Origin of the sequence: Bacillus sp. NMCC4 (genome assembly GCF_002998555.1) — a bacterium.
Lineage (GTDB): Bacteria > Bacillota > Bacilli > Bacillales > Bacillaceae > Bacillus.
Window position 1 is genome coordinate 95,692 of sequence record NZ_PVRA01000002.1, and the last position, 24,105, is coordinate 119,796.

A 24,105-nucleotide genomic window follows, 5' to 3' on the forward strand; every position below is an offset into this window, starting at 1 on the left:
CTCGATGACGGAAGGAAAATACGGGTTTTCTAGCGAATCTTTTTTATACATCAATCTAAGGACAACCCTAAAAAATGAAAAGGAGGGTCGGACGACGATGGAACAAAAAATGAAAGATTCGAATCAGCTTTATTCGAATATTGATTTACATGCCGTTCTTTCTTCTAATGGCCGCTTTCTCTACATTTCTTCTAACTGTAAGCAGCTTTTGCTCTATGAACAAAAGGATTTACTAGGGTGTTTTTTGAAAGACTTTGTTCATACCGAAGATCAATTTCTCGTCGAGAGTTATTTCTACAATCAGCACATGCTAGAGATTTCCCACTTTAGGCTGCTTAGAAGTGACCTAACAGCTGTATGGATTGAAGCTAGTATTGATTTTGTTGCTTGTGATGAGTTAGACAGTGAATTAAGTAGAGAAATGATCCTAAAAATGAGGGTGCTGGACGCTGAACCGCAAAAAGCAGCATTTCAAACAACATCAGAAGTGTCAGAACAGTCGTTAGGCAGTCTGCCGGCTTTCCAACATGTCAGTGAAGCTGAACAATTGATTGCCATGCTGCCAAATCCGTTATGTATTACGATTTTAGGGGAAATTGTTTATGCGAATGATGCGATGCTTCAATTAATGGGGGTAAGTACAAGAGATGACATGATCGGCAAAACTGCATTTGACTTTATTGCTGAGGAGTACCATGACATTGTGAGAAGCCGAATTACGAGGCTGCAGCAAGGCCTTCCAGTCGGAATGATTGAACAGATATGGAAGCGGAAAGATGGGAGCAGCATTCATATTGAAGTGAAGTCATCACCTACGATCTATCAAAATCAGCGGGCAGAGCTTTTGCTGTTAGTGGACATTTCATCCCGTAAGAAATTCCAAACCGTTCTTCAAAAAAGCCGGGAGCGGTATCAGCTGCTCATCCAAAACTCCATTGATACGATTGCGGTCATTCATGATCATAAATGGGTGTTTATGAATGAATCAGGCATTAAATTATTTGAAGCCGAACATTACGATAAATTAATAGGAAAGGATATTTTCCACCAGATACATTCCTGTGACCAGCAAAAAGTGAAAAAGAGCTTGTCGCGTATTATTGAAAGAGCATCAGATTCCGAGATTGTCACGATGAGCTGTCATACATTTAAACACAAGCTGATTTATACTGAAATGGTGTGTATCCCAACCACATTCTTTGGGGAAACAGCCGTTCAAATTATTTTAAGAGATATATCGGAACGTAAGCAGACAGAAGAGCTCATGCTCCGATCTGAAAAATTATCGATCGCAGGTCAATTGGCAGCTGGCATTGCACATGAAATCAGGAACCCATTGACCGCTATCAAAGGCTTTTTGCAGCTCATTAAACCGAAAACAAAAGATCGCGATCAATATTTCGAGATTGTTTTCTCTGAGCTGAGCCGGATAGAGATTATATTAAGCGAGTTGCTCATGCTGGCAAAACCGCAGCAAACGGCATCGATGCAGACACTTGATTTGAAAAAAATCATCAGCGAAGTCACGGCTCTATTAGAAACACAAGCGAACTTAAATGGTATTTTAATGAATACAAGTGAGATAGAAGAGGATCTCCTGATGAACGGGGATCAAAATCAGCTCAAGCAGGTGTTTATCAATTTAATCAAAAATGCCGTCGAATCCATGCCGGACGGAGGTAAGGTTGACATTACGGCCAAAGCAGAAAGAGATGGGATTCTCGTCACCATTCGTGATGAAGGGGTCGGCATTCCTGAATCGGTCATGAAGCGAATAGGAGAGCCTTTTTTAACGACAAAGGAAAAAGGCACTGGACTTGGCCTCATGGTGACATTTAATATTTTAGAAAATCACAACGGGACGATCCGTGTGGATAGTCATCCCGAAAAGGGCACCGTATTTCACATCATGTTTCCTGCAAAATAAAAACAACGGCAAGAGAGCCGTTGTTTCAGTCTGTTAAATGAATTGAACGTTTTTCAAGGACGAATTGTTCTAGGCGGTCAAGTCCTTCTTTCAGTGTTTCAAGTGAATAAGCATAGGACAGACGCACATACCCTTCGCCGAGTGGAGAGAAAGCAGACCCTGGTACAACAGCAAGTCTTGTACTTTCTAACAGCTCCATACAAAAATCAAAGGAACTCATCCCAAACGATTCAATGGATGGAAAAATATAAAAAGCGCCAGAAGGCTTAATGACCGGAAGCCCCATAGAAATGAGCCGATCATATACATAATCGAGTCTTTTCTTATATTGCTCTCTCATGATGAGTGCATCATCCACACCATTTGTCACAGCTTCAAGTGCCGCCTTTTGTGAGACAGCCGAGGCACAAGACACGTTATATTGATGTACTTTTAATACATGTTTAGCAATTGGAGCTGAAGCAAATAAAAAGCCAATTCTCCAACCGGTCATGCTATGAGATTTAGACAGTCCGTTAATCACAATGGTCTGTTCCTTTAAGAAAGAGGCAATTGAATGATGCGGCCGGTCAAATGTCAGCTCGCTATAGATTTCATCGGATAAAATAAAGATGTCTTTTCCTTCAAGGAGCTGGGCAATCTCTTTCAATTCTTCTTCCGAAAGCGTGACACCAGTTGGGTTCGAAGGATAAGGAAGCACAACACACTTTGTCTTTTCCGTTAATGCATCCTCAATCAGCTTGGCATTTAATTTAAAGCCAGCATTCGTTGTGTCGATATGTACAGGCTTCCCGCCACACATTCGAATGATCGGTTCATAGCCAGGGTAGACAGGTCCAGGTAAAATGACCTCGTCACCCTCTGACAAAATGGTTCGAAACGCAGCATCAATCGCTTGACTTGCACCTGTCGTCACAATGATTTCTGACTCTGCATCATAATCAAGATTGACTTTCTTCTTGATGTAGTGCTGGATCGCTTGTCTTAGCTCTAGGAAACCAGCATTATGAGTGTACGAGGTGAAATTCTCGTCAATGGCTGCTTTGGCAGCTGTTTTGACATGATGCGGCGTATAAAAATCGGGCTGGCCTATCGTCAAAGAAACGACATCCTCATATGACGATACGAGATTTGAAAATGTTCGAATGCCTGAAATTTCAATATCCTTTACTCTTGGATTCAGCAAATGCTCCATTTCTCATCACCTTAAAAATTTATGTTTTTATCCTATTTTACCATTCACTGCATAAATGTCACCCGCGAAAGGCACTGGATATCATTATCTGTAGTCTATTCTCCTATTCATCACAGCATGAGTGATATATTGAAGAAAGAGCAACATTTATTATAGCGTAACCTCACGAGAAAATACAGGCTGCGGTGAACAGGATTAGAAAACGTCACAACTGTGTAAACTGAAAGAACGTGAGAATCAGGTCATGGGAATTGCTTTCATAGACATACGATCTCCTAAAGGAGGACGATAGATGGAACAATCAGCGAAGACATCGAAAATCGCGTTTCTATCCGTGATGAGTAACACATTTGTTGTCATCTTAAAAATCATTGTGGGTCTGCTCACTGGATCTGTTGCGGTTTTATCAGAAGCCATTCATTCTTTTCTCGATTTAATGGCATCTTTTATTGCATTTATCTCTGTTCGTATTTCAAGAAAGCCAGCAGATTCTAAACATCCTTATGGACATGGAAAAGTCGAAAATATTTCTGGAACGATTGAGACCTTGCTGATTTTCGTTGCTGGCATTTGGATCATATACGAATGTGTTCACAAATTAATGCACCCAGAGCCAGTCAAGCTGCCTGTGCTTGGCATTGTGGTGATGCTGATAGGCGCGCTCATCAATTTTATCGTATCGAAGGTTGTGAACAAAGAGGCGGAGCGAGTGCATTCTGTTGCCATGAAATCGAATGCATTGCACCTGTTAACAGATGTGTATACGTCACTAGGGGTCGCATTCAGTTTATTGCTTGTAGCATTAACCGATTGGTATTTCTTAGATCCGATCATTGGAATGATACTCGCTCTCTTTATTATGCGTGAAGCATTTAAACTCATGAAAGAAGCCTTCCCGCCGCTTGTAGACGCCCGGCTAACACCCGAGGAAGAAAAATCGATAGAAGCAATCATTCAAGGATTCAGTCAAGAGTTCATCGAATATCATGACTTTCGAACAAGACGATCCGGTGCAGAGGAATATATTGATTTCCATTTAATTGTAGATGGTAAGACAACGATTGAAGATGTTCACCAATTATGTGATCGAATTGAAGAGAAGATTCAGCAAGAATTTCCGCATGCACAAATCTTTATTCATGTAGAACCTGAAAGTGAAAGAACTTCACAAACGTAAAAAAGGCGATCAACCAACTTAGGTTGTATCGCCTTTTTTTACGCTTCATCTATGAAATGAAATCAATATCCATAAGCAGTATCGTAATCTTCATACCAAGAGATATAAGCTGCGTCATCATTTGACAAATCATGCTTCATGTCCAAAAAATCAGCTTCGCAAATATCTTCAATCACAGTCATTTCGTTGTTCTTTAATAGTACGACAGTTCCCATCATGAACACCTTTCTTTAAAAAATCCTTGACTATTGTACCATGTGAAGAGCGGTTGTCAACAGCAGAATGGAAACAAGACGAAAATATCACAAAATGTTAAAAAATCAGGAGGTAAAAGAACTAGAAGTGCCATGATTTTCACAAATTTTCAGTATTTATTCACATAAAACATTAAGAACAAACTGATCTAAAATATATGTAAAAGTATACAGCTCCATTGATCTTACTATATTCATAAGATATAATAACGAATGATTATAAGAAATTTATAGAAAACATACATAATAAAGGAGAAATAGGATGGAAACAAACATAACAGAACCACACATTCAAGAAAAGAAGCATCCTGAGCTAGCAGGCGTGGGCTACCGCTTTCTTGCCCACCTTTTGGACGGCGTCATTATCAGTGTTCCTTATGCCTTCATCATGTTTATTTTGTTCACACTCTTTTTTGTCTCAAGCCCAGAGGCAGCATTTATGCTAGAGGATGACAGCTATTACTATTCCACAACCGTCATGACGGATGAAGAATGGGCTGTCATTATGGGACTTATCTTTTTCTACGTAGCATCGATCTTAATCGGTATCGTGTTGACATGGCTTTATTACGCTATTATGGAAGCATCAAAACTGCAAGGAACTCTTGGTAAGATGGCTCTTGGGATCAAAGTGACAAAAGTAACAGGCGAAAAAGTAACATTCGGACGAGCAACTGGCCGCTTTTTTGCAAAAGTCTTTTTGTCTCCAATCTTATGTATTGGGTACATCATTGCCTTTTTCACAGAGAAAAAACAAGCGCTTCACGATTTAATTGCAAGTACGATTGTTGTGAAGAAATAAAGAAAAAAAGCACCTCTGCTCAATAGTAAGGGGTGCTTTTTGTATAGATTGCTTGTATGGAAGAGTGAAGCATGACATAAAATAGAATGATAGTGAAAAATCAGGCAGGGAAGGGAGACAAACGATTGAGAACAGGAAAAAAGACCATGCAGAAAAAAGGGGCAGGCTTCGGGTTGTTTTTGACAGCACCCGTTTTGGCCTGGGCATTGTATGACTTTGCAAATACGATATTTTCATCCAATATGATCACCATTTTCTTCCCGTTCTACTTGCAGGAAACGATTGGAGAAAGTGCGAGAATGGATCAGATCGCCAGTACGTTTATTTCTTATGCAAACGCACTAGCCAGCATTTTTCTCGTCATTTTTACACCATTATACGGGGTTCTGATCGATCGTACAGGAAAAAAGAAGCGCTACATCACAGTGTTTACTTTAATATGTATAACTTGTACGTTTTTGATGGGGATCTTTGCTGGAATTGATTTCTCAAGCGAATGGTTTGGGCTGCCTGTCTCCTTATTAGTAGTGGTCACCTTGTTTGTGATCGCAAAATTTTTCTATCACTCGAGCCTAGTGTTTTATGACACCATTCTGCCCGATCTTGGGACAAAGGATGAAATACCGCTTATTTCTGGGTTTGGCATTGCCGTTGGTTATTTAGGGACGCTTGTCGGTCTCTCAGTTTATTTACTTGTCGGCAATGACCAATTTCATGAAGCATTTATTCCGACAGCGCTTTTATTCTTTCTCTTTTTCCTGCCCTTTCTCTTTTTTGTAAAAGACCCTCATCCGCTGCCGCAGCAAGAGAAAAAGGCGTCATTTTTCAGCGGGTATAAAGAAATTATTCGCACGTTTAAAGAGATGAAGCAATTCAAACCGGCTTTTATCTTTATGATTGCTTTCTTTTTTATGAATGATGCCTTACAGACAGCGATTGCGATGATGGCTGTTTATGCCAAAATCATCATTGGCTTTACCGCTGGGCAATTTATTCTGCTTTATCTGGTGTCGACCATTTCAAGTATCATTGGCTCCTTTCTATTTGGATATATCACAAAGGCGATTGGGGCAAAGCGCTCGATTACAGTCGTGTATGTGATTTTGATCGTGGCCCTGATTTTGGCTGTGACAGCCACAACGGAATGGGTTTTCTGGGTGGCCGGCAGTTTATTCGGAATTTCACTCGGCGCAAGCTGGGGGGCATCACGAATATTGATAATTGAGCTGACACCTAAGGAAAAGAGAGGACAGTTCTTTGGTCTCTTTGCATTCTCAGGGAAGGTGTCTTCAATTATTGGACCCATCATTTATGGCTCAGTCACTCTGCTGTTTGCAGAGCACGGAAATCTCGCAAGCCGCCTTGCACTAGGGTCTTTACTCATTCTTGCAGCGATAGGACTTGTGATTCATCAATTCGTACGAGAGAAAGCGTAAAGAAACGTCAACTTTTTACCTATGCTGCCGATATAAAAAGTACAATCTTATATTGAAGAATAGAGGGATTTCCGTGGCTTTAAACAAACAAGAAATTTTACTTGACTCTGGTACCAATGAATTGGAAATTGTGAAGTTTGAAATTGGTTCAAATCAATTCGGCATTAACGTCATGAAAGTAAGAGAAATCATTCAGCCGGTTGAGGTGACGGTTGTACCGCACTCTCATCAAGATGTAGAAGGGATGATTAGTTTACGAGGCGAGATTTTACCAGTCATCAATCTATTTTCCTTTTTTAATGTCGAGTCAGATCAGTCAGAACAAGAGAAATATATTGTGACTGAATTCAACCAACGGAAATTTGTGTTCCATACAGGAACGGTATCACAAATTCACCGCGTCAGCTGGGAAGAAATTGAAAAGCCAACTGCACTCAATCAAGGGATGGACCGTCATTTAACGGGCATCATTAAGCTTGATGAAAAAATGATTTTCCTTCCAGATTACGAGAAAATCATTTATGATATTGAATCCGCTTCTGGAGTAGAAACGTATCATATGTTTGACGGTGAGAAAGACGAGAGAAGAACAGGGAAGAAGCTTTATGTCGTTGAAGACTCTCCGCTTCTCATGCGTTTATTAACAAATGAATTAACCGAAGCAGGCTATAAAAACATTGTGACCTTTGAAGATGGCAAACAGGCATATGACCACGTCATGGACCTTGTCAGCAAAGGAATCAGTGTGACAGAAGAAATTGATATGATTATTACGGATATTGAAATGCCAAAAATGGATGGTCACCGATTAACGAAACTGTTGAAGGAAAATCCTTTAACGAGTTCCATTCCGATTCTCATCTTCTCTTCGTTAATCACTGAAGATTTGCGGCATAAAGGGGAAACAATTGGTGCAGATGATCAAATTAGTAAACCAGAAATTCATCAGCTGATTGAAAAAGTCGATCACTTTATTATCTAAACAAAAAACCACTCGGCATGAGTGGTTTTTTTGTTTAAAAATAACTTTCCCCGAGTCGTTTGAAGACGGGCTTTGTGTAATGTGATTTTTGTTTTGTGGCGGTAGGTTTTTCTTTTAAACCGACATACGTTTGAAGTAGTTGCTTTGCTCGGTTTAATGACATATTCGCTTTCGGATTGCGATATGATTGATTTAAATTTCCTAAGTGTGGCAAAAATTCGAAGTCTTCTTTGGTTGGTGGCAGGTGAAAATAATAATCTCCAATTTCAATCAGCACGTCGGACTGTTGTTGACTATATTTGGGATTGTTAGAGAAATGTAGGCCCACTTTTCTTCCTTTACCTTCTTGCAATAGTTTTTGCAGCGCACGTTTTTTCAAAAGATAAAGAAACTTGGGATTTGGTGCGGTTTTAGCATGGCGGTTAACGGTATAAATGGCTTTTGCGATGTTTTCTGCTGTAGGTTCTATGTCTTTAGTATGAGCATAATCGTCCATTTTTTCTCTCCTTTGTCTTTCGTCTTCCTGTGCTTAGTATAAATTATACGTTTTTATTAGTAAATTGCAAATAGAGTTATTGTAAAAGCGATAGGATTCATAGCCCTCTTATCTACAATAGCCATTCAGGAGGGTTCTAAAACGTGGTTGAATATAAAAATGGCAGAATGATCAGCAAAGACACAGCATCTATTCACTATGATTTTTCTTCTATCTGTTTCAGGTGGAAAGAATGCGGCGCATTTCATTTTCTATATGCTAAAGGTGTTGTATATTCATTCTTTTAAGCATAGTTGAAGCTGCTTTGGTAAGCAATTTCTGTATTGAAGTCCGTTTTTTGAAGCAGGATGAGGCTTTGTTGAACTTTCACATAATGAGGAGGTAACTTCTATAAACTTCTTTAATTGAAGGATCTGCATCATTCAGAGCGGTTTAGCTGACCAGCATGAGGGATATCTTGAAGTAGCATCTTTTCGATAATGTTGGCAAATCCATTGCTGACGGTGTCATTGGTGGGCAAAGGAGAAGAGACGTTCATTGCAAGAAGGGCAGAAGAATTGACTGAATGAAATATATATGAAGTGAACTATTAGTTCATGATAACTACCTATTTAAATAAATGGGTAGTTTCTCAATTTGGATTCATTTTTACATATTGCGTCTGAAACTTTACCATATGCCTGACAACATGTCGAACATATGGTTTAACAACATGGTCTATTTCTTATGACTTGAATAAGCGCAATAGAAGCAACCATTAAAATCAGTTTCATTCGTCATTTGTTTAGCTTCATCAATGGCGCTCTCGCCACTCATGTGCAGACCAATCAATTTACGGCTTGCAGCATCACCTAAAAATGCACAATCTTCTGTATGTACAACATACTGTCCTTGATCATCTTTTGTATGAATAAAATAATAACTTTTTAGCATACCCCTCACCTCCAACCTGACTATCCTACTATAAAACTTCCAAAGATGTAAAGAAATTTTATAAAAATTTTTGCAATTTTATACACGTTCCTGTTTTTTGAAAAAAAGAAATAAAGGCTAAATAATGAAAGGGATTGATAGAATGGATGTAAGAGGTAAAAGTTAAAAAAGAAGAATGGATCGATTGAAGGGCATGTTGACTCCTCTATTGGTTGATGTTGCTTCAAATAGCTTCAATCAACAGAGTAAATAACGTCGTAGGGCGTTTCAGCTATGAAAAAAAGGACTTCCTTTTAAAGAAAGCCCTTTTTCCTGTTCAATTATTGCGCTCCCTGGCCTTTTAGTTCTCGCTGCACGTCTAAGTCGGCAGCTTCTCTGCTGAACTTCGGCAGTGTAATGAAGTAAAAAAGGAAAACGAGTAAAATAATAACGCCCATTCCGTAATAAATATAAGAAACGTTTGTAATGAGTTTTGGAAATAGTACCGCAATCAGACCTAATGTCATGGATTGAGCAAACATGGTAAGTGGATCAACCCATCCTGACACACGTCCCATCAGACGAGGATGGACGATTCTCGGCAGCCAGCCGCCAATGACAATGTTGACCGGGCCAATACATGTACCAATGACAAATGATGTGACATAAAACAACCATAGTGTATGGGTGGAACCAAGTACAAAAATCAGTATGCCTGCAACCAATATTGGAAGCGACATGAGATATTGCATCTTTACTTTTTTAGCGAGAACAGAGCCCATTAAGCTGCCAACAAGCAGGCCTGCACCGATCGCGATTGTAAAGAAGGATGTATGCAGTTCAAAATGGTCCGGTGAAAGGCCATATTTCATTGTAAACATCGGAAGTACAGCAAATGCGCCATTGACTAGACCAAAAACAAAAAAGCCAAAAATTAAAGAAGCCAATAATTTATTTTTTATAATGTAAAGAATGCCTTCTTTAAAATCTTTTAGAGACGTTTTAATGGTCATGCCTCTCCAGCCTGCTTGTCCATTTGGCTGACGTGCTTCAATTGGAATGTTACATGAACGAATCAGGATGCCTGAAACAATAAAACTGATCAAATCAATGGTAATGGCACCGTGAAGTCCAATTGTCTTATACATAATAGCACCGATTCCAACACCAAATACCATGAATAAACTAAACAGCATTTGATTTAAGCCTGCGGCTTTGGCATATTGATCTTTATTTAAAATCGCCTGAACGAGAGAGGCTTCAGCTGGATAGAAGAACTTCGTAATGGCACTTCGTATAAACAAGATCAAGAAAATAAGTGGAAGTGAATTGAAATAAATCACAATGAATAAAACAATCGTCAGCCCAGCTCGTATCCAATCGCAATTCTCTGCGACTTTTTTACGATCAAAACGATCTGCTACTACACCAACCATAAAAAAGACAAAGATCGTTGGAAGTGAATACATGAGCTCTGCTAATGTGGCATAGGCGGGCTGATGACTAAAATGATCGAGCAAATAAAAGGCAAACGCCATATTGCCTACTGTTGTCCCCATTTGCGAAGCAAGTGCTGCAAAAAAGAGACGAACAAAATTTCTGTTTTTAAAAATATCCATAAATACGCTCCTTACCCTGAAGATCCCACTTTATATCATATAAAATTTTAAGCATTCATACAATTGATTTCTCCTACTGGCTAATGGTCACAGGAGTTCCATTTGGAACGATTGAAGCAAGTTCGATGACATTCTGATTATACATACGAATGCATCCCCTAGACACAGCTTTACCAATTGAAGACGGGTTATTCGTACCGTGGATGCCGTAATGAACTTTCGAGAGGCTCAGCCAATAGGCGCCAAAGGGACCTCCTGGGTTTGGCTGTCTGTTGACAATATAATAAGAACCTGTCGGTGTCATATTTAAAATTCTTCCTGTTGCAATCGGATACGACCGAATAAGCTGTGATCCAGAAAACAATACGAGACGTTTCCTTGAAATCGAAACAGAGATGCGGTAAGGGATCGAACTAGGATCGGGCAGACCAGGAATGATGATGACCTCATTTTGTACCGGCTCTTGACCTTGAAGTGACGGATTTGCAGCCTTTAAGGCATCTGTTGTTGTTCGGAAATCAAGCGCTATAGAAGCAAGGGTTTCTCCATTTTTCACCGTATATCGCAGCACCAAAGTACACTCCTTTTGCTCAAATAAAAGAAGCCATGATGCCCATCACTTGATCTATATATTGACGGAATCAGGCTAAGGAAGGTTTCTCCTAACATTTGTCATGAGAAAGATCTTTGATTATACATATGCAAATAGGAGCGGTTTGGCTTCTGTCTAAATGCGAGAGGAGAGGGTGAAAAAGGTTAATTCAGGTTTGGCTAAAAATCGAAGCGGCAGTCTTGTTGTCCCAAGTCCGCGGTTGACATAGATTCGGTGCTGATAACTTCCGTATAAACCTTCCACATATGTATGGCCGTAAGGTGCTGTGAGAATGGGTCCGTAGAAAGGAAGCTGTACCTGTCCGCCGTGGGTATGTCCAGAAAGCTGCAAGTTAATGGGAGTTGTATTTAACTCCAATGCTGCATCAGGCTCATGTACGAGCAGTAACGTAAATAAATCAGAGGATACTTCGCGCTTAATCAGGTCATAGTCCGGCACACTCATCATCAGGTCATCCAGTGTAGCAATCTGAATATGCGCCCCTTCTTTTTCTAATTGAAACACATCATTTTTACATATTGTAAAACCGCAAGCTTTCATCGTTTGCTCATAAAGATCAATGCCAAATGGTCCGTAGTCATGATTTCCGCATATCGCGAGCTTACCAAACGGGGCATGGAGCTTGGTCAAATATGCTTTCGCTTTTTCATGCTCTTCAATCGATGCTTGAAAATCAACGAGGTCACCTGTGAACACAATGAGGTCTGGATACTCAGTGTTGATTTGCTGGACGACGGATTCTAATTCTTTCGCAGGAAATGTATCACTTAAATGAACATCACTAAATTGAGCGATTTTAAACTGGTCAAATGAAGCTGGAAGCTGAGCATCCTGAATGGTCAGTGACACGGTATCGATCATGCGTGGTTCGATGTATCTGGCATATCCGTATCCACATGTTGTAGCTAAAAAACCGAGAATGCTCGCGCCAGCTGCTCCTTTTAAAAACTGTCTCCGAGAAAGTTGCTTCATATAAGACTCCTTTATAAATAAAATTAAGTATAGCATCATATTTGATGAATCTCCCATATGGTGCATTTAGGGTCAATCATGATATGATAGAAAATAATGAATGAATAGTCATTCAAAACCACAGAGGGGGAGAACAAATGACGAAACAAACAGTGATTGTCACAGGGGGATCAAGCGGAATGGGGAAGGCGATGGCTGCCCATTTGGCACACGGAGGCTGGAATGTCGTGATTACTGGAAGAACGGAAGAAACGTTAGAAAAGGCGGCAAATGAAATAAAGCAGAATGGCGGCTCGATCGCTTACTTCCAAATGGATGTGCGAAACCCAGAGGATGCAGATCAAATGGTCAAGTTTGCGGTAGATACATTTGGTGATGTGGACGCTCTGATTAACAATGCTGCAGGAAACTTTTTGGTTCCAGCAGAAAAACTGTCTCCTAACGGCTGGAAGGCTGTCATTGATATTGTATTAAATGGAACATTTTTTTGCAGTCATGCAGTGGGCAATTACTGGATTCGTCAAAAGAAAAGGGGAAGTATGATCAATATGGTGGCTACCTATGCATGGGGTGCTGGTGTAGGTGTGGCGCATTCAGCGGCAGCAAAGGCAGGTGTTTTATCTCTGACTCGAACGCTTGCAGTGGAGTGGGGAAAGCAATATCGAATTCGCGTCAATGCCATCGCACCAGGACCAATCGAGAGAACAGGCGGTGCGGATAAACTGTGGGAATCGGAAGAGGCAGCGCAAAGAACATTAGATAGTGTTCCTCTTGGCAGACTGGGTACACCAGAGGAAATTGCAGAGCTTGCGAGCTTTTTATTATCTGAGCAAGCTTCATATATAAATGGAGATTGTATCACAATGGATGGGGGTCAATGGCTTAACCAATCCCCATTTTGAATGACGATGTAAGACCTGCTTTTGATGTGTTATAATCACACAAAGAGAGAAGCAGGTGATGAAAATGGTCGATCCATTGGATATTTTAACGAATATTGAAGATGTTTTCCCGCACTATCAAGCCATATTCAGTGCGGAAGAGCAAAAAGTGATAGGCTATGAAATTTTAGGAAGAATGAAGCTTGAGTCTGAAACAGTTAGCCTAGGCTCCTTCTTTACGGATTCATCTATTCCTGACGAATATAAAGTGGAAGTAGATCATAAAGTACTGATGCAAGCACTCGATCTTTTCACAACAGCAGATGATGATTTGCTCATTTTTATTAATCATGATGCCAATATCCTGATGCTTGATCATGGTGAAAGCTTTTTAGAACTTTTGAAGGAATATGAAGCAAGGGGCATTCAGCTTAATCGGTTTGTTATCGAATTTACAGAGCATACGTTTAGCGGCGATATTGAACAGCTTTACCATACGTTAACGTATTTTCGTACATATGGTATTAAAATCGCCATATCGAATATCGGAAAAGAAAGCAGCAATCTTGACCGGATTGCCTTGCTCTCACCCGATCTATTAAAAATAGATTTACACGCATTAAGGGCATCGGCTCCTTCTCCTTCCTATGAATATGTCTTGTACAGTATTTCATTGCTTGCGAGAAAAATAGGGGCGGCTTTAATTTATGAAGACATTGAAGCAAATTTCCAGCTGCAGTATGCTTGGAGAAATGGCGGCAGATATTTTCAAGGGTTCTATCTTCACGAGCCTGCGGCGGAATTAATCGACCGCAATAAACGAAAAGATCAGCTTAGAGAAGAATTCCAGCAATTTATTGCCCATGAGAAAAAGAAACTTCAAACTGTCTACGAACATTCTGAAACATTTTATAAGCGAATTCATCAAGCGGTCACGACCTTAAAAAAATCATGCAGCACAAATGATGAACTTATACAAAAGCTGGCATTAGAATTAACGGATTGCAGCTTTCGGATTTATATGTGTAATGAAGAAGGCTTTCAAATCACTGGAAATGTGTTTAAAAAAGAAAAAAAATGGCTGTTTCAGCCTGAATATATCGAGAAAAACTGGAGCTGGCGCCCTTATTTCCTAGCGAATATTCTCCAAATGAGAATGAGCGGGAAAGGATTTTTCAGTGATATTTACAGCGATTTAGAAACCGGTGAGAGGATACGTACGTTTTCTTATCCGTTAGAGGGAGACATGTATTTGTTTATAGACCTTCCGTATGCCTATTTATATGAGCAAGATGGATTAATTTAAAAGCAGCCGTTTAGGCTGTTTTTTTTAATAGAAAAAAGAAATAAAAAATGGTTGACAATGAAACTGATAATCATTATCATTTAGTTATAGAGAGAAGCTACTCTCTGTTCCCCAACCCCTCTATCAGATCAAGATCCAAAAAACTTGGCGCTACCCCCGCCAAGTTTTTTTTGTGCTTTTCATCTTCCCCTCATGCATAGGACATCCCAATCCCTCCATACATCTTAAGTGATGATAGTTAGACGGTAGGAGGGAACGTCATGATCAAACGCGACAAGCGGCTGCTGATTAATTTGCCAAGACCAGATCACCCAGATGCAAATGGTGCTGCTGCTGTGCAAGAATTACTCGGCGGAAAATTCGGTGAAATGTCCACATTAAATAATTACATGTTTCAATCCTTTAACTTTAGAGGAAAACGAAAGCTCAAACCGTTTTATGACCTCGTATCCAGTATTACGGCTGAAGAATTCGGTCATGTAGAACTTGTGACCACAGCTGTGAATCTCATGATTACAGGGACCACCCATGGCGGAGATCCAGATACGACACCGATGAAAGCGGCTGTCGATAAACGAAATACACAGCATTTTATTCAAACGGCTCAAACAGGCTATCCGTTTGATTCCATGGCAAAACCTTGGACCGGAGAGAATGTGTTCTCAAGCGGCAACCTGATTCTTGACCTCCTTCATAACTTCTTCCTTGAATGCGGAGCTCGTACACACAAAATGCGCGTATATGAAATGACAGATCATCCTACAGCAAGAGAGATGATCGGTTATTTACTTGTGAGGGGCGGTGTGCATGTTGTGGCATATGCAAAGGCGCTTGAGGTAGCCACAGGAGTAGATGTAGGAAAGATGCTGCCGATCCCAAACCTCGACAACAAATACTTTGATTCAGCGAGGAAATTTGAAGACCAAAATGTTCATACAAAACTGTACACATTTAGTGATACGGATTACAAGGACATTAATAAGATTTGGAAAGGCAGCCATCCGATTGATGGAAAGCCGCTCACAGTGATTGAGGGTACGCCTCAAGGAGCACCTGTGCCAGATTATAGAGAATTACCGGAAGAGTTTGCCCCAGGCATTTCCAAAGAGGATTTTGACGAAATTGCCAAACGGCTGATGAGATCTGCGGGTTTATAAAAAACATGGTGCATGAGATCAGAAAAAAGACTCAAACTAAAAAAACAGATTCTTTTTCTTTTTTTGAATTCAAGAGGAAAAATATCATCTGAGAACACTTTATGGTATGATGCTTTGTAGGACTTGTGTATAATCAATACGGGTTCATCTTGAGTTGTTTTTTTGAAAGGAGTCTTTTTTTAGAATGTCACAATTAATGGGTATCATTACAAGGCTGCAAAGTCTTCAAGAGACAGCAGAAGCTGCAAACGAACCGGCACAGCGTTATTTCGAAGTGAACGGTGAGAAAATCTGTAGTGTTAAGTATTTCGAAAAGAATCAAACGTTTGAATTGACTGTTTTTCAACAAGGGGATAAGCCAAATACTTTCCCATTTGACAACATTGATATGATTTCGATTGAGATTTTTGAGCTTCTACAATCCTAAGCTGAATCGTATGAAATGTTTTTTCTAAGGATTCCTTCGTTTATTTGCGGCAATATACATGTGTCATTATTGGCGGTGTACAAATGGAAGATGATCAATCAGCGCATATTTCGGATAAGAGACCATTAAAAAGGAGTTCCTTTCTGTGAGTGATTCTTTTTACTACAATCTTTCTGAAGATTATTTAGCGTTTTCTGATGTCGTCATGAGAATGAAAGACTTTATTCGAAAAGACCCTAGATCCGCCTATGTGTTATCAATTGGTACTGACTCTCAGGTCAATCAAAATGTCACAAGATTTATGACTGCAATTCATCTCCACCGGATTGGCAAAGGGGCTTGGGGCTGCCTCACACAACAAGTGATCAGCAGGCCTGTGCAAAGTCTTAGAGAAAAAATTTCATTAGAGACAGCGTTTAGCCAAAAGGTATGTGCAGACATCCTTGAGGGACCTTTAACAGAACTGATGGATTTGCTTCTTCCGTTTGCTGAGGAAGGGGCAGACCTCCGTTTTGAAGCCCATCTAGATATTGGCAAAAAAGGAAGTACGAAAGAGCTGATCCAGGAAATGACCGGAATGATCACAGCTATGGGAATTGAAGCTAAAATAAAACCCGACTCATACGCAGCATTTTGCTATGCCAATCGATACACAAAATAAATTCCGTCATTTTTCTCCAAACCTTGTCGAAACGTGCGGTTGACGATTCGATTCTAGTTCCTTATTCTAGCTGTATAGAGAGGAAGCAGACATTCAAAAGCCTGCTAATCAATATAAAAGCATATATGAAACAGGGGGCCTGATGTTGGATGAGCGTCATCGAAAATCGTTTTAATGAAGAAGAGAAAAAGCTATTATTAAACGTATTGCTGAATCAGGAATATGCTGTCGAATTACTAAGCAGTGAGATCAATGATATAGAATGTGGAACAAAAAATGTCGATGACAATACGTATAAGCAATTGATCACATTGTATGACAGAGTAAGGTTTGAGAATTAATATTGATTTAACATTCTATTAGATACTCGGGAGCTGAGTATCTTTTTTATGCAGAAAAAATCTTTCGACAAATTTCGTTTTAGTTTATGCTTAATGATAAAGGGGAATGTATGATTGATGATCGAGAGAAAAGGGGTCGAAGAAACATGATAGAGATAGAACCAACTCAATTGCTTGAGTCAACAATAGCCGAGCATATGATTGATGCAGATAAAGTGGCACATGTTCAAATTGGAAATAACCTTGAGCATGCCTTATTGGTCCTAACAAAAACAGGATATACAGCCATCCCGGTTTTAGATCCTTCTTATCATCTGCATGGGTTAATTGGAACGAATATGATCATGGATAAGATCTTTGGTTTAGAACGAATTGAATTCGAAAAACTGGACCAACTGAAGGTAGAAGAGGTCATGCTGACTGATATTCCAAGACTTAAAACAACGGACCCTGTGCTAAAAGGCGTTCACGCTGTGACGAATAATGGATTTGTTTGTGTAGAAAATGAGGAGCAAGTCTTTGAAGGAATATTTACACGACGTGTTGTATTAAAGCGCTTAAATGAAGTGATTCATGCCGCGAAAAAATGAGCTGAAGCCCAGCTTATTTTTTTTGCCTTCATAAGCTATAATTTATATAATGACCATATGGAATAAGAAAATCTTATAGAGAGAAAGGGGACGCCCATGCAGCTTCAGGAGTTACATATGCTTGTTGTGCTTAGTGAAGAATTGAATATGAGAAAGGCTTCGGAGCGGCTCTTTGTCTCTCAGCCTGCTTTATCCCAAAGATTGCAGACGATCGAAAAAGAGTGGGGAACCAAAATCTTTTTTCGTTCTCAGAAAGGGCTCACCGTGACTTCGGCAGGTGAACAGATCATTCAATTTGCAAAAGAGGTGACGGTTGAGCAAGATCGAGTGAGAGAACGAATCGATGAACTTGAAGGGGAAATTCACGGTACACTAAAGCTTGCGGTTGCATCCATTATTGGACAGCACTGGCTGCCGAAAGTGTTAAAGCGGTATGTCGAAAAATACCCAAATGCGAAGGTATCACTTGTGACCGGCTGGAGTAGTGAAATGCTCAAAAGCTTATACGAGGACCACGTGCACATTGGAATTATTCGCGGAAACCCTGATTGGAAGGGAACAAAGGAATATTTGATGACAGATCATTTATATTTAGTCGATTCTGTCATCAAAGACGTGGACGAGTTAATCGAGACAGAACGCCCGTTTATTCAATTTAAAAGCGACAGCACGTATTATCAGGAAATCCAGCACTGGTGGCACCAAAAATTTAAAGTGTCTCCAAAGCAGACGATTCTAGTGGACCAGATTGAGACATGTAAACAAATGGCCTACCACGGCATCGGCTACGCCATTTTGCCTTCGGTCACCTTATATGACCACGAAAAAAGTGTTCATAAAACACCGCTTGTTGACGTGAATGGAGAGCAAATCGGACGTGACACATGGCTGCTAGGCTATGAAGCTTCTTTTCAATTAAAACAGGTGCAAGCATTTGTCGGTGTGGTCAAAGAAATGCTTGAAAGTGATGCGGTGTAAGTACCTTCTTGGAAGAGGAAGGTGCTTTTTTTATGAAATCATTTGACAATGAAAATCATTATCATTTAAAGTGTACATATAATAATTGAAAATGATTATCATTTAGATGAGGTGACCGATAGATGAAAGCACTAATTGCATTTGCGAGTATGTCTGGTAATACAGAAGATATGGCAGCAATCATAAAGCAAACACTTGAAGGAAAAGGGATAGACACAGAGATGATGGAATTTGATGATACAAGCGCAGAGGACCTTTCTTCATACGATTATTTGTTCATCGGTTCTTATACATGGGGTGATGGTGATTTACCTTATGAAGCTGAGGACTTTTATGAAGAGGTCTCTACGCTTGAACTAAGTGACATCAAAGCAGCTGTGTTCGGATCTGGAGATTACAGCTACCCGAAGTTTTGTGAGGCTGTCCATACATTTCATAACATGCTCAAATCAACCGGGGCATCCGTATTTCCTGAGACATTGAAAATGGAGCTTGCGCCAGATACAGATGAGGATGTCGCGTGCTGTCAGGAATTTGCCACGAGCTTCTTAACTTGGGCCACTTTGTCTGAGAAACGAGTTGAAAATCATGTTTCATAAAGGAGCGACAGCTGTTGCTGCTTCTAAAAATGGTGGATACTTTGTCGCTGTAAAACGTGAAGGTATTTTTCACTACAGTGTGGAGAGCGGGTGGCAGCAGCTCTTTAAGCTCAAGCATAAAATTCATGCCATCAGCTATATCGGACCTTATTTATTCGGTGTTGGTGAAAATGGCACAGTGATTAGATCAGGAGATGAAGGCAATACATGGGCGCTATCATCATTTCCAACAAATGCAGTCGTTTGGTCTATTACAGGACGCAAAGACGGGTTTGTGTGTGCACATGGAAAACATAGTATTTATGTGTCAAATGATTTCGGGATTTCCTGGGAAATTATGAAGCCATTTGCTCATGTGAACCACCCGCCTGTTATTCGTTCTTTATGTGCTGCAGGTGATCACCTTTATATTGGAACACAGATTCATGAGGTTCACGGAGGAATATGGATGTATGACTTGGAGAGTGAGCAGGTTTTCCTCCTAAACAGAGAGGAGCACCGGATGACAGCTTCTATGCTGCTCTGTCAGGAACATCTTCTTGTTTGCGCATTAGGATCAAAAAAAGGAAAAAAGGGATCTGTTCAAATTTTAGATTTACATACAAATATGCTGCATGATATTCAATCACAGGCCTTTGCTAGAGAGGAATCATTTTTGGATGTGTCAGAGGATAATGGCATTGTATATGTGACCACCTCACAAGACGAACACGGATTTTCTAAAGTGTATCAGCTTGATATTGAGCAAAAAGAGCTCAAATGGTTTGATACGATCAAAGGACACGGTTTTCGTGTAGCCAATCAAAATGAAAACTTTTTCTGTGCTGGTTTATATGAAAGCAAGTTTGTGAGGCCATATGAGGAGCCGGCATTGATTCATTGATAAGGAGGAAGAAAAAGTGACAGAAAAGGTTTTATTGGTGTATGCCACGATGTCTGGGAATACAGAAGCGATGGCAGATTTAATTGAAAAAGGAATAACAGAAGCGGGAGCTAGCGTGGACCGGCATGAAGCGATGGATATTGATGCGGAGCTTCTCAATGATTACACGCACATTATGTTAGGTGCGTACACATGGGGAGATGGTGACCTTCCTGATGATTTTATTGATTTATATGAAGAAATGGAAGAGCTTGATTTAACGGGAAAAGCATTTGCTGTATTCGGTTCTGGGGATACATCTTATGAGCATTTTTGCGGAGCTGTTGACCTAATCGAAGAAAAAGTGAAGGAACTTGGCGGTGACATTGTCTTGCCATCAGTCAAGATTGAGCTGAATCCAGAAGGAGAAGAAGAAGAGAAATTGATTTCTTTTGGCAAACAATTTGTTCATCTTCACCAGCAGGAAGCGGGGTAATCGGTCCCGCTTGTTTTATTTTCCATTGAAGAGTCAACTCTTTCACTTGTCATTAAAACTCTCCTTTGGTACAGTAATGAAGTATAAATTAAGAGGAGGACATACATACATGAAACAAATGGACGCTAATGAAATTATTTCATTTATTCAAAATAGTACAAAATCAACACCTGTGAAAGTCTACATCAAAGGTGATTTAGAAGGTATTAAATTTGGTGAACATGCAAAAACGTTCATCACAGGAAACACTGGAGTTGTTTTCGGTGAGTGGAGCGAAATTCAAGAAGCGCTGGAAACGAACAAAGACAAAATTGAAGATGTTGTCGTGGAAAATGACCGCCGCAACTCTGCAATCCCGATGTTAGATTTAAAGAACATTAAAGCACGTATTGAGCCAGGTGCTATCATTCGTGACCAAGTAGAAATCGGTGATAATGCAGTCATCATGATGGGAGCTTCTATTAATATCGGTTCTGTGATCGGTGAAGGTACGATGATTGACATGAACGTGGTGCTTGGTGGCCGTGCAACAGTAGGTAAGAACTGTCATATCGGTGCTGGGTCTGTTCTTGCAGGTGTCATTGAGCCGCCGTCTGCTAAACCAGTTGTTGTAGAAGATGATGTTGTCATCGGTGCGAACGCTGTAGTTCTAGAAGGTGTGACAATTGGTAAAGGTGCAGTCGTAGCAGCTGGAGCGATCGTTGTGAACGATGTGGAGCCTTACACAGTTGTAGCAGGTACACCTGCAAAGAAAATCAAAGACATTGATGAAAAAACAAAAGGTAAAACGGAAATCAAACAAGAACTGCGTCAGCTTTAATTCACATAATTCGCAGTTGAAGACATAGACGTGGATGATATATATCCACGTCTTATTCGTATAGAGGAAAGGAAGTGAGTTCACTTGTTAAATCGTGAGCAATTAATATCCATTCGAAGAGATTTACACCAAATCCCTGAGCTTGGTTTTAAGGAATTCAAAACACAAGCGTATCTCATCAAGCATCTTGGTGCTTATTCAAAAGATCGAGTTGAGATGGAAACGTGGCGCACTGGACTTTTTGTCAAAGTAAAGGGAACAAATCCTGAGCGCGTTTTTGCTTATCGTGCAGATATGGACGGCCTCTCTATTCCTGAGGAGACAGGGTATCCATTTCAATCAGTACATGAAGGGAACATGCACGCATGTGGACATGACCTTCATATGACCATCGCACTTGGAATCATTGATCATTTCGTTCATGAGCCAATCAAAGAAGATCTATTATTTATGTTCCAGCCGGCAGAAGAAGGTCCAGGCGGAGCTGAACCGATGCTTACAAGCGATGTGCTGAAAAAGTGGACGCCAGACTTTATTACAGCGCTGCATATTGCACCTGAATATCCTGTCGGAACGATAGCCACAAAAACAGGGCTGTTATTTGCTAATACGAGTGAGCTTGTGATTGATCTTGAAGGAAAAGGCGGACACGCTGCTTACCCTCATTTAGCGAATGATATGGTTGTGGCTGCGAGTGCACTTGTAAATCAACTGCAATCGGTTATTTCTCGTAATGTGGATCCTCTTGATAGTACGGTCATTACGATTGGCACAATTACCGGCGGAACGGCTCAAAATATCATTGCCCAGCATGCAAAGCTTGACGGCACTATTCGTACACTTTCACCAGAGTCTATGGATAAGGTGAGAAAGCGAATTGAAGCACTAGCAAAAGGGATTGAAATTGGCTACGAATGCAAGGCAACCGTGCGATACCCTTCATCTTATTACGAAGTGGACAATTCAAAGGATCTGACAGAGGAATTTATGTCATATGTTGCCGGAGAAGGGCTTGCGAATGTGGTTGAATGCAGAGAAGCCATGACAGGAGAAGACTTTGGCTACATGTTGAAAAAATACCCTGGATTCATGTTTTGGTTAGGGGTCGATTCAGAATATGGCCTGCATCATGCAAAACTCATGCCTGATGAAAAAGCGATAGAAACAGCTGTAAACGTTATGACAGCTTATTTCAAAAAGCAAGCAGGTGAATGAATAATCAAGCTGCCTCCTGTACACCTTATGAACAGGAGGTGTTCTTGATTATGACAAGAATTGGTGTAGAACCATCTTTATCCGATGTAGAAGAACTACTGAAGCAAAAAGGGTATGACGTTGTACGCATTCAAAATGAACAGCAAATGGATCAGTGTGACTGCTATGTGGTCACAGGGCTAGATTCAAATGTTCTTGGCATTTCAGACACAACGACAAAAGCATCTGTGATTACTGCGTCAGGTATGACGGCTGATGAAATTTGTCAAGAAGTAGAACAGCGTGTTCAATAAAACAAACAAGAAAAAGAACCGGTAGATTATAACCCCGGTTCTTTTTGCTCTTTTTCTATATCGAGTACTTCTTTCATTTTTTTGCGCAAGATTCGTTCTACCCGCCATTGCTCCATTGTTTCGGTTTTAGCTATGATGCGCAGTACGAGGGAAGAGGAGCCGAACGCCTCCACGCCGACAACTTGAGGTCCTTCGATAATTTGATGGATTTCTTCCCGTACCTCATCACACGCAGCTTGAAGGGCTGTGATCATTTGATCCACATTCTCTTCTGGAGATAACTCGATATCAACGAGTGCCTGCATCGTCCCTCTTGAATGGTTGCTCACGTTCAATATACTTCGATTTGGGATAAAATGAAGGGTGCCGTCAAAGCTTCGAAGCTGAGTGGTTCTAAGTCCAATTTGTTCTACGATCCCATCAAAGCCAGCAACTGTTATATATTCTCCCACATCGAATTGTTTCTCTAATAATATAAAGAATCCTGTCACAATATCACTCACTAGTCCTTGAGCGCCAAAACCGATCGCAAGCCCCACAACGCCTGCGCCAGCTAGCAAAGCGGTCGGGTTATAATGAAATAAGTCGAGGATCATGACCACTAGAATAAAAATCAATATGTAGGCGAAAATATTTAACGTGAGACTTTGCAGCGTCTGAGCTCTTGATAAAGAGACGTCATGCTTTTCAGAGAATGTGGAATAGGCACGCCTAATCATCTTGTTTCCGATGGCTCTGATGATAAAATAAATCGCAAAAATAACGATTAGTTTTAGCAAAATCATACTGCTATTGAGGATAATGGAAACCCAATCTACTTGTTCAAATGCTTTCATGTTCTTCAAAACCTTTCTATGTATGCTCTAATAGAGAAGCTAATCATTTGTTCCCTTATGCAAGACATGTTAAACTTTTGTTAAGTGGAGCAAGAGATTGTGACAAATCGTTAATTAAATTTATTATTAATTAATATTGACTAAAAACCGCTTAAGTATTATAATTGTAATTGTGAAGTTATTAACTAAATGAGAATTTCAACTTTTGATTCTCATTTTATATACAGCTTAGAAGTCTGTATAAAGATATTATTTTTT

27 protein-coding genes are annotated in these 24,105 nt (G+C 40.2%); 19 read left to right on the forward strand and 8 right to left on the reverse strand.

Translation table 11 applies throughout. From position 1 onward, the window contains the following. The first annotated feature begins 97 nt into the window (after positions 1-97). On the forward strand, positions 98-1,927 hold the full coding sequence (locus tag C6Y02_RS04725; protein WP_060596136.1) for a PAS domain-containing sensor histidine kinase: 1,830 nt from the start codon (positions 98-100) through the stop codon (positions 1,925-1,927). A 25-nt stretch (positions 1,928-1,952) separates the two neighbouring features. Here the strand turns inward: C6Y02_RS04725 and C6Y02_RS04730 are convergent, their stop codons facing one another. Beyond that, entirely contained in the window at positions 1,953-3,122 is a 1,170-nt protein-coding gene (locus tag C6Y02_RS04730; RefSeq protein ID WP_003210942.1) for an aminotransferase A, read from the reverse strand. A gap of 292 nt (positions 3,123-3,414) precedes the next feature. On the opposite strand from C6Y02_RS04730, the gene C6Y02_RS04735 reads away from it, so the two are divergent. Beyond that, the gene (locus C6Y02_RS04735) at positions 3,415-4,299 is read left to right on the forward strand and encodes a cation diffusion facilitator family transporter (RefSeq protein WP_060596138.1); all 885 of its coding nucleotides are present in this window, start codon (positions 3,415-3,417) and stop codon (positions 4,297-4,299) included. 62 nt (positions 4,300-4,361) lie between these two features. Here C6Y02_RS04735 and C6Y02_RS19295 read toward each other — a convergent pair whose 3' ends face one another. Beyond that, on the reverse strand, positions 4,362-4,514 hold the full coding sequence (locus tag C6Y02_RS19295; protein WP_162839369.1) for a hypothetical protein: 153 nt from the start codon (positions 4,512-4,514) through the stop codon (positions 4,362-4,364). Positions 4,515-4,815: 301 nt separating this feature from the next. On the opposite strand from C6Y02_RS19295, the gene C6Y02_RS04740 reads away from it, so the two are divergent. The 3 genes from C6Y02_RS04740 to C6Y02_RS04750 all read left to right on the forward strand — a co-directional run bounded on the left by C6Y02_RS04740 (position 4,816) and on the right by C6Y02_RS04750 (position 7,773). After that, positions 4,816-5,355: an RDD family protein gene (locus C6Y02_RS04740; protein WP_060596139.1), complete on the forward strand. Its 540-nt coding sequence runs from the start codon at positions 4,816-4,818 to the stop codon at positions 5,353-5,355. A 125-nt stretch (positions 5,356-5,480) separates the two neighbouring features. Further along, the gene (locus C6Y02_RS04745) at positions 5,481-6,791 is read left to right on the forward strand and encodes an MFS transporter (protein WP_181185446.1); all 1,311 of its coding nucleotides are present in this window, start codon (positions 5,481-5,483) and stop codon (positions 6,789-6,791) included. Between the two features lie 73 nt (positions 6,792-6,864). After that, the gene (locus C6Y02_RS04750) at positions 6,865-7,773 is read left to right on the forward strand and encodes a chemotaxis protein (protein WP_034662787.1); all 909 of its coding nucleotides are present in this window, start codon (positions 6,865-6,867) and stop codon (positions 7,771-7,773) included. 34 nt (positions 7,774-7,807) lie between these two features. On the opposite strand, the gene C6Y02_RS04755 is transcribed toward C6Y02_RS04750, so the two are convergent. The 5 genes from C6Y02_RS04755 to C6Y02_RS04780 all read right to left on the reverse strand — a co-directional run bounded on the left by C6Y02_RS04755 (position 7,808) and on the right by C6Y02_RS04780 (position 12,385). Beyond that, positions 7,808-8,269, reverse strand: a complete 462-nt coding sequence (locus tag C6Y02_RS04755; protein WP_012009774.1) for a YkyB family protein — start codon at positions 8,267-8,269, stop codon at positions 7,808-7,810. Between the two features lie 717 nt (positions 8,270-8,986). Continuing rightward, positions 8,987-9,202, reverse strand: a complete 216-nt coding sequence (locus C6Y02_RS04765) for a hypothetical protein (RefSeq protein ID WP_003211341.1) — start codon at positions 9,200-9,202, stop codon at positions 8,987-8,989. Between the two features lie 320 nt (positions 9,203-9,522). Continuing rightward, on the reverse strand, positions 9,523-10,800 hold the full coding sequence (locus tag C6Y02_RS04770) for an MFS transporter (RefSeq protein ID WP_034662784.1): 1,278 nt from the start codon (positions 10,798-10,800) through the stop codon (positions 9,523-9,525). Positions 10,801-10,873: 73 nt separating this feature from the next. Further along, positions 10,874-11,371 carry a L,D-transpeptidase family protein gene (locus tag C6Y02_RS04775; RefSeq protein ID WP_095285086.1) on the reverse strand — a complete coding sequence of 166 codons (498 nt, stop codon included), beginning with the start codon at positions 11,369-11,371 and terminating at the stop codon, positions 10,874-10,876. Between the two features lie 156 nt (positions 11,372-11,527). Next, entirely contained in the window at positions 11,528-12,385 is an 858-nt protein-coding gene (locus tag C6Y02_RS04780) for a metallophosphoesterase (RefSeq protein WP_106030774.1), read from the reverse strand. Positions 12,386-12,522: 137 nt separating this feature from the next. On the opposite strand from C6Y02_RS04780, the gene fadH reads away from it, so the two are divergent. The 14 genes from fadH to C6Y02_RS04850 all read left to right on the forward strand — a co-directional run bounded on the left by fadH (position 12,523) and on the right by C6Y02_RS04850 (position 23,011). Then, positions 12,523-13,287, forward strand: a complete 765-nt coding sequence (gene fadH, locus C6Y02_RS04785; RefSeq protein ID WP_034662771.1) for a 2,4-dienoyl-CoA reductase — start codon at positions 12,523-12,525, stop codon at positions 13,285-13,287. Between the two features lie 64 nt (positions 13,288-13,351). Continuing rightward, positions 13,352-14,572 (forward strand): EAL domain-containing protein, encoded by a 1,221-nt coding sequence (locus C6Y02_RS04790; RefSeq protein WP_106030972.1) that lies wholly within the window; start codon positions 13,352-13,354, stop codon positions 14,570-14,572. A gap of 260 nt (positions 14,573-14,832) precedes the next feature. Then, a complete protein-coding gene (locus tag C6Y02_RS04795) occupies positions 14,833-15,729 on the forward strand; it encodes a manganese catalase family protein (RefSeq protein WP_106030775.1) in 897 nt (298 codons plus the stop codon). 184 nt (positions 15,730-15,913) lie between these two features. Beyond that, on the forward strand, positions 15,914-16,156 hold the full coding sequence (locus tag C6Y02_RS04800; protein WP_003212254.1) for a YkuJ family protein: 243 nt from the start codon (positions 15,914-15,916) through the stop codon (positions 16,154-16,156). A 145-nt stretch (positions 16,157-16,301) separates the two neighbouring features. Then, entirely contained in the window at positions 16,302-16,817 is a 516-nt protein-coding gene (locus tag C6Y02_RS04805; protein WP_034662766.1) for a ribonuclease H-like YkuK family protein, read from the forward strand. Positions 16,818-16,966: 149 nt separating this feature from the next. Further along, positions 16,967-17,158, forward strand: coding sequence for an antirepressor AbbA (gene abbA / locus C6Y02_RS04810; RefSeq protein ID WP_003210802.1), 192 nt, complete (start codon positions 16,967-16,969; stop codon positions 17,156-17,158). Between the two features lie 146 nt (positions 17,159-17,304). Continuing rightward, positions 17,305-17,748, forward strand: a complete 444-nt coding sequence (gene cbpB / locus C6Y02_RS04815) for a cyclic-di-AMP-binding protein CbpB (RefSeq protein WP_034663872.1) — start codon at positions 17,305-17,307, stop codon at positions 17,746-17,748. A 96-nt stretch (positions 17,749-17,844) separates the two neighbouring features. Next, on the forward strand, positions 17,845-18,726 hold the full coding sequence (gene ccpC / locus C6Y02_RS04820; RefSeq protein ID WP_003211236.1) for a transcriptional regulator CcpC: 882 nt from the start codon (positions 17,845-17,847) through the stop codon (positions 18,724-18,726). 122 nt (positions 18,727-18,848) lie between these two features. Next, positions 18,849-19,325 carry a flavodoxin gene (locus C6Y02_RS04825; protein ID WP_106030776.1) on the forward strand — a complete coding sequence of 159 codons (477 nt, stop codon included), beginning with the start codon at positions 18,849-18,851 and terminating at the stop codon, positions 19,323-19,325. Then, a complete protein-coding gene (locus tag C6Y02_RS04830) occupies positions 19,315-20,208 on the forward strand; it encodes a WD40/YVTN/BNR-like repeat-containing protein (RefSeq protein ID WP_034662759.1) in 894 nt (297 codons plus the stop codon). Before C6Y02_RS04825 ends, C6Y02_RS04830 begins: the two co-directional genes overlap by 11 nt. 16 nt (positions 20,209-20,224) lie before the next feature. Beyond that, the gene (locus C6Y02_RS04835; RefSeq protein WP_034662756.1) at positions 20,225-20,683 is read left to right on the forward strand and encodes a flavodoxin; all 459 of its coding nucleotides are present in this window, start codon (positions 20,225-20,227) and stop codon (positions 20,681-20,683) included. 109 nt (positions 20,684-20,792) lie between these two features. Continuing rightward, positions 20,793-21,503, forward strand: a complete 711-nt coding sequence (gene dapD, locus C6Y02_RS04840; RefSeq protein WP_034662753.1) for a 2,3,4,5-tetrahydropyridine-2,6-dicarboxylate N-acetyltransferase — start codon at positions 20,793-20,795, stop codon at positions 21,501-21,503. Positions 21,504-21,587: 84 nt separating this feature from the next. Continuing rightward, entirely contained in the window at positions 21,588-22,718 is a 1,131-nt protein-coding gene (locus C6Y02_RS04845) for an N-acetyldiaminopimelate deacetylase (protein WP_106030777.1), read from the forward strand. Between the two features lie 50 nt (positions 22,719-22,768). Next, positions 22,769-23,011, forward strand: coding sequence for a YkuS family protein (locus tag C6Y02_RS04850; RefSeq protein ID WP_003211408.1), 243 nt, complete (start codon positions 22,769-22,771; stop codon positions 23,009-23,011). A 26-nt stretch (positions 23,012-23,037) separates the two neighbouring features. On the opposite strand, the gene C6Y02_RS04855 is transcribed toward C6Y02_RS04850, so the two are convergent. Then, positions 23,038-23,847, reverse strand: coding sequence for a mechanosensitive ion channel family protein (locus C6Y02_RS04855; protein ID WP_106030778.1), 810 nt, complete (start codon positions 23,845-23,847; stop codon positions 23,038-23,040). Positions 23,848-24,105 lie beyond the last annotated feature (258 nt).

Bases quoted from the DNA above. Each gene is read 5' to 3' on its own strand.
- C6Y02_RS04725 (WP_060596136.1), top strand. From the start codon at position 98: ATGGAACAAAAAATGAAAGATTCGAATCAGCTTTATTCGAATATTGAT.
- C6Y02_RS04730 (WP_003210942.1), bottom strand. From the start codon at position 3,122: ATGGAGCATTTGCTGAATCCAAGAGTAAAGGATATTGAAATTTCAGGC.
- C6Y02_RS04735 (WP_060596138.1), top strand. From the start codon at position 3,415: ATGGAACAATCAGCGAAGACATCGAAAATCGCGTTTCTATCCGTGATG.
- C6Y02_RS19295 (WP_162839369.1), bottom strand. From the start codon at position 4,514: ATGGGAACTGTCGTACTATTAAAGAACAACGAAATGACTGTGATTGAA.
- C6Y02_RS04740 (WP_060596139.1), top strand. From the start codon at position 4,816: ATGGAAACAAACATAACAGAACCACACATTCAAGAAAAGAAGCATCCT.
- C6Y02_RS04755 (WP_012009774.1), bottom strand. From the start codon at position 8,269: ATGGACGATTATGCTCATACTAAAGACATAGAACCTACAGCAGAAAAC.
- C6Y02_RS04765 (WP_003211341.1), bottom strand. From the start codon at position 9,202: ATGCTAAAAAGTTATTATTTTATTCATACAAAAGATGATCAAGGACAG.
- C6Y02_RS04770 (WP_034662784.1), bottom strand. From the start codon at position 10,800: ATGGATATTTTTAAAAACAGAAATTTTGTTCGTCTCTTTTTTGCAGCA.
- C6Y02_RS04780 (WP_106030774.1), bottom strand. From the start codon at position 12,385: ATGAAGCAACTTTCTCGGAGACAGTTTTTAAAAGGAGCAGCTGGCGCG.
- fadH (WP_034662771.1), top strand. From the start codon at position 12,523: ATGACGAAACAAACAGTGATTGTCACAGGGGGATCAAGCGGAATGGGG.
- C6Y02_RS04790 (WP_106030972.1), top strand. From the start codon at position 13,352: ATGGTCGATCCATTGGATATTTTAACGAATATTGAAGATGTTTTCCCG.
- C6Y02_RS04795 (WP_106030775.1), top strand. From the start codon at position 14,833: ATGATCAAACGCGACAAGCGGCTGCTGATTAATTTGCCAAGACCAGAT.
- C6Y02_RS04800 (WP_003212254.1), top strand. From the start codon at position 15,914: ATGTCACAATTAATGGGTATCATTACAAGGCTGCAAAGTCTTCAAGAG.
- abbA (WP_003210802.1), top strand. From the start codon at position 16,967: ATGAGCGTCATCGAAAATCGTTTTAATGAAGAAGAGAAAAAGCTATTA.
- cbpB (WP_034663872.1), top strand. From the start codon at position 17,305: ATGATAGAGATAGAACCAACTCAATTGCTTGAGTCAACAATAGCCGAG.
- ccpC (WP_003211236.1), top strand. From the start codon at position 17,845: ATGCAGCTTCAGGAGTTACATATGCTTGTTGTGCTTAGTGAAGAATTG.
- C6Y02_RS04825 (WP_106030776.1), top strand. From the start codon at position 18,849: ATGAAAGCACTAATTGCATTTGCGAGTATGTCTGGTAATACAGAAGAT.
- C6Y02_RS04830 (WP_034662759.1), top strand. From the start codon at position 19,315: ATGTTTCATAAAGGAGCGACAGCTGTTGCTGCTTCTAAAAATGGTGGA.
- dapD (WP_034662753.1), top strand. From the start codon at position 20,793: ATGAAACAAATGGACGCTAATGAAATTATTTCATTTATTCAAAATAGT.
- C6Y02_RS04850 (WP_003211408.1), top strand. From the start codon at position 22,769: ATGACAAGAATTGGTGTAGAACCATCTTTATCCGATGTAGAAGAACTA.
- C6Y02_RS04855 (WP_106030778.1), bottom strand. From the start codon at position 23,847: ATGAAAGCATTTGAACAAGTAGATTGGGTTTCCATTATCCTCAATAGC.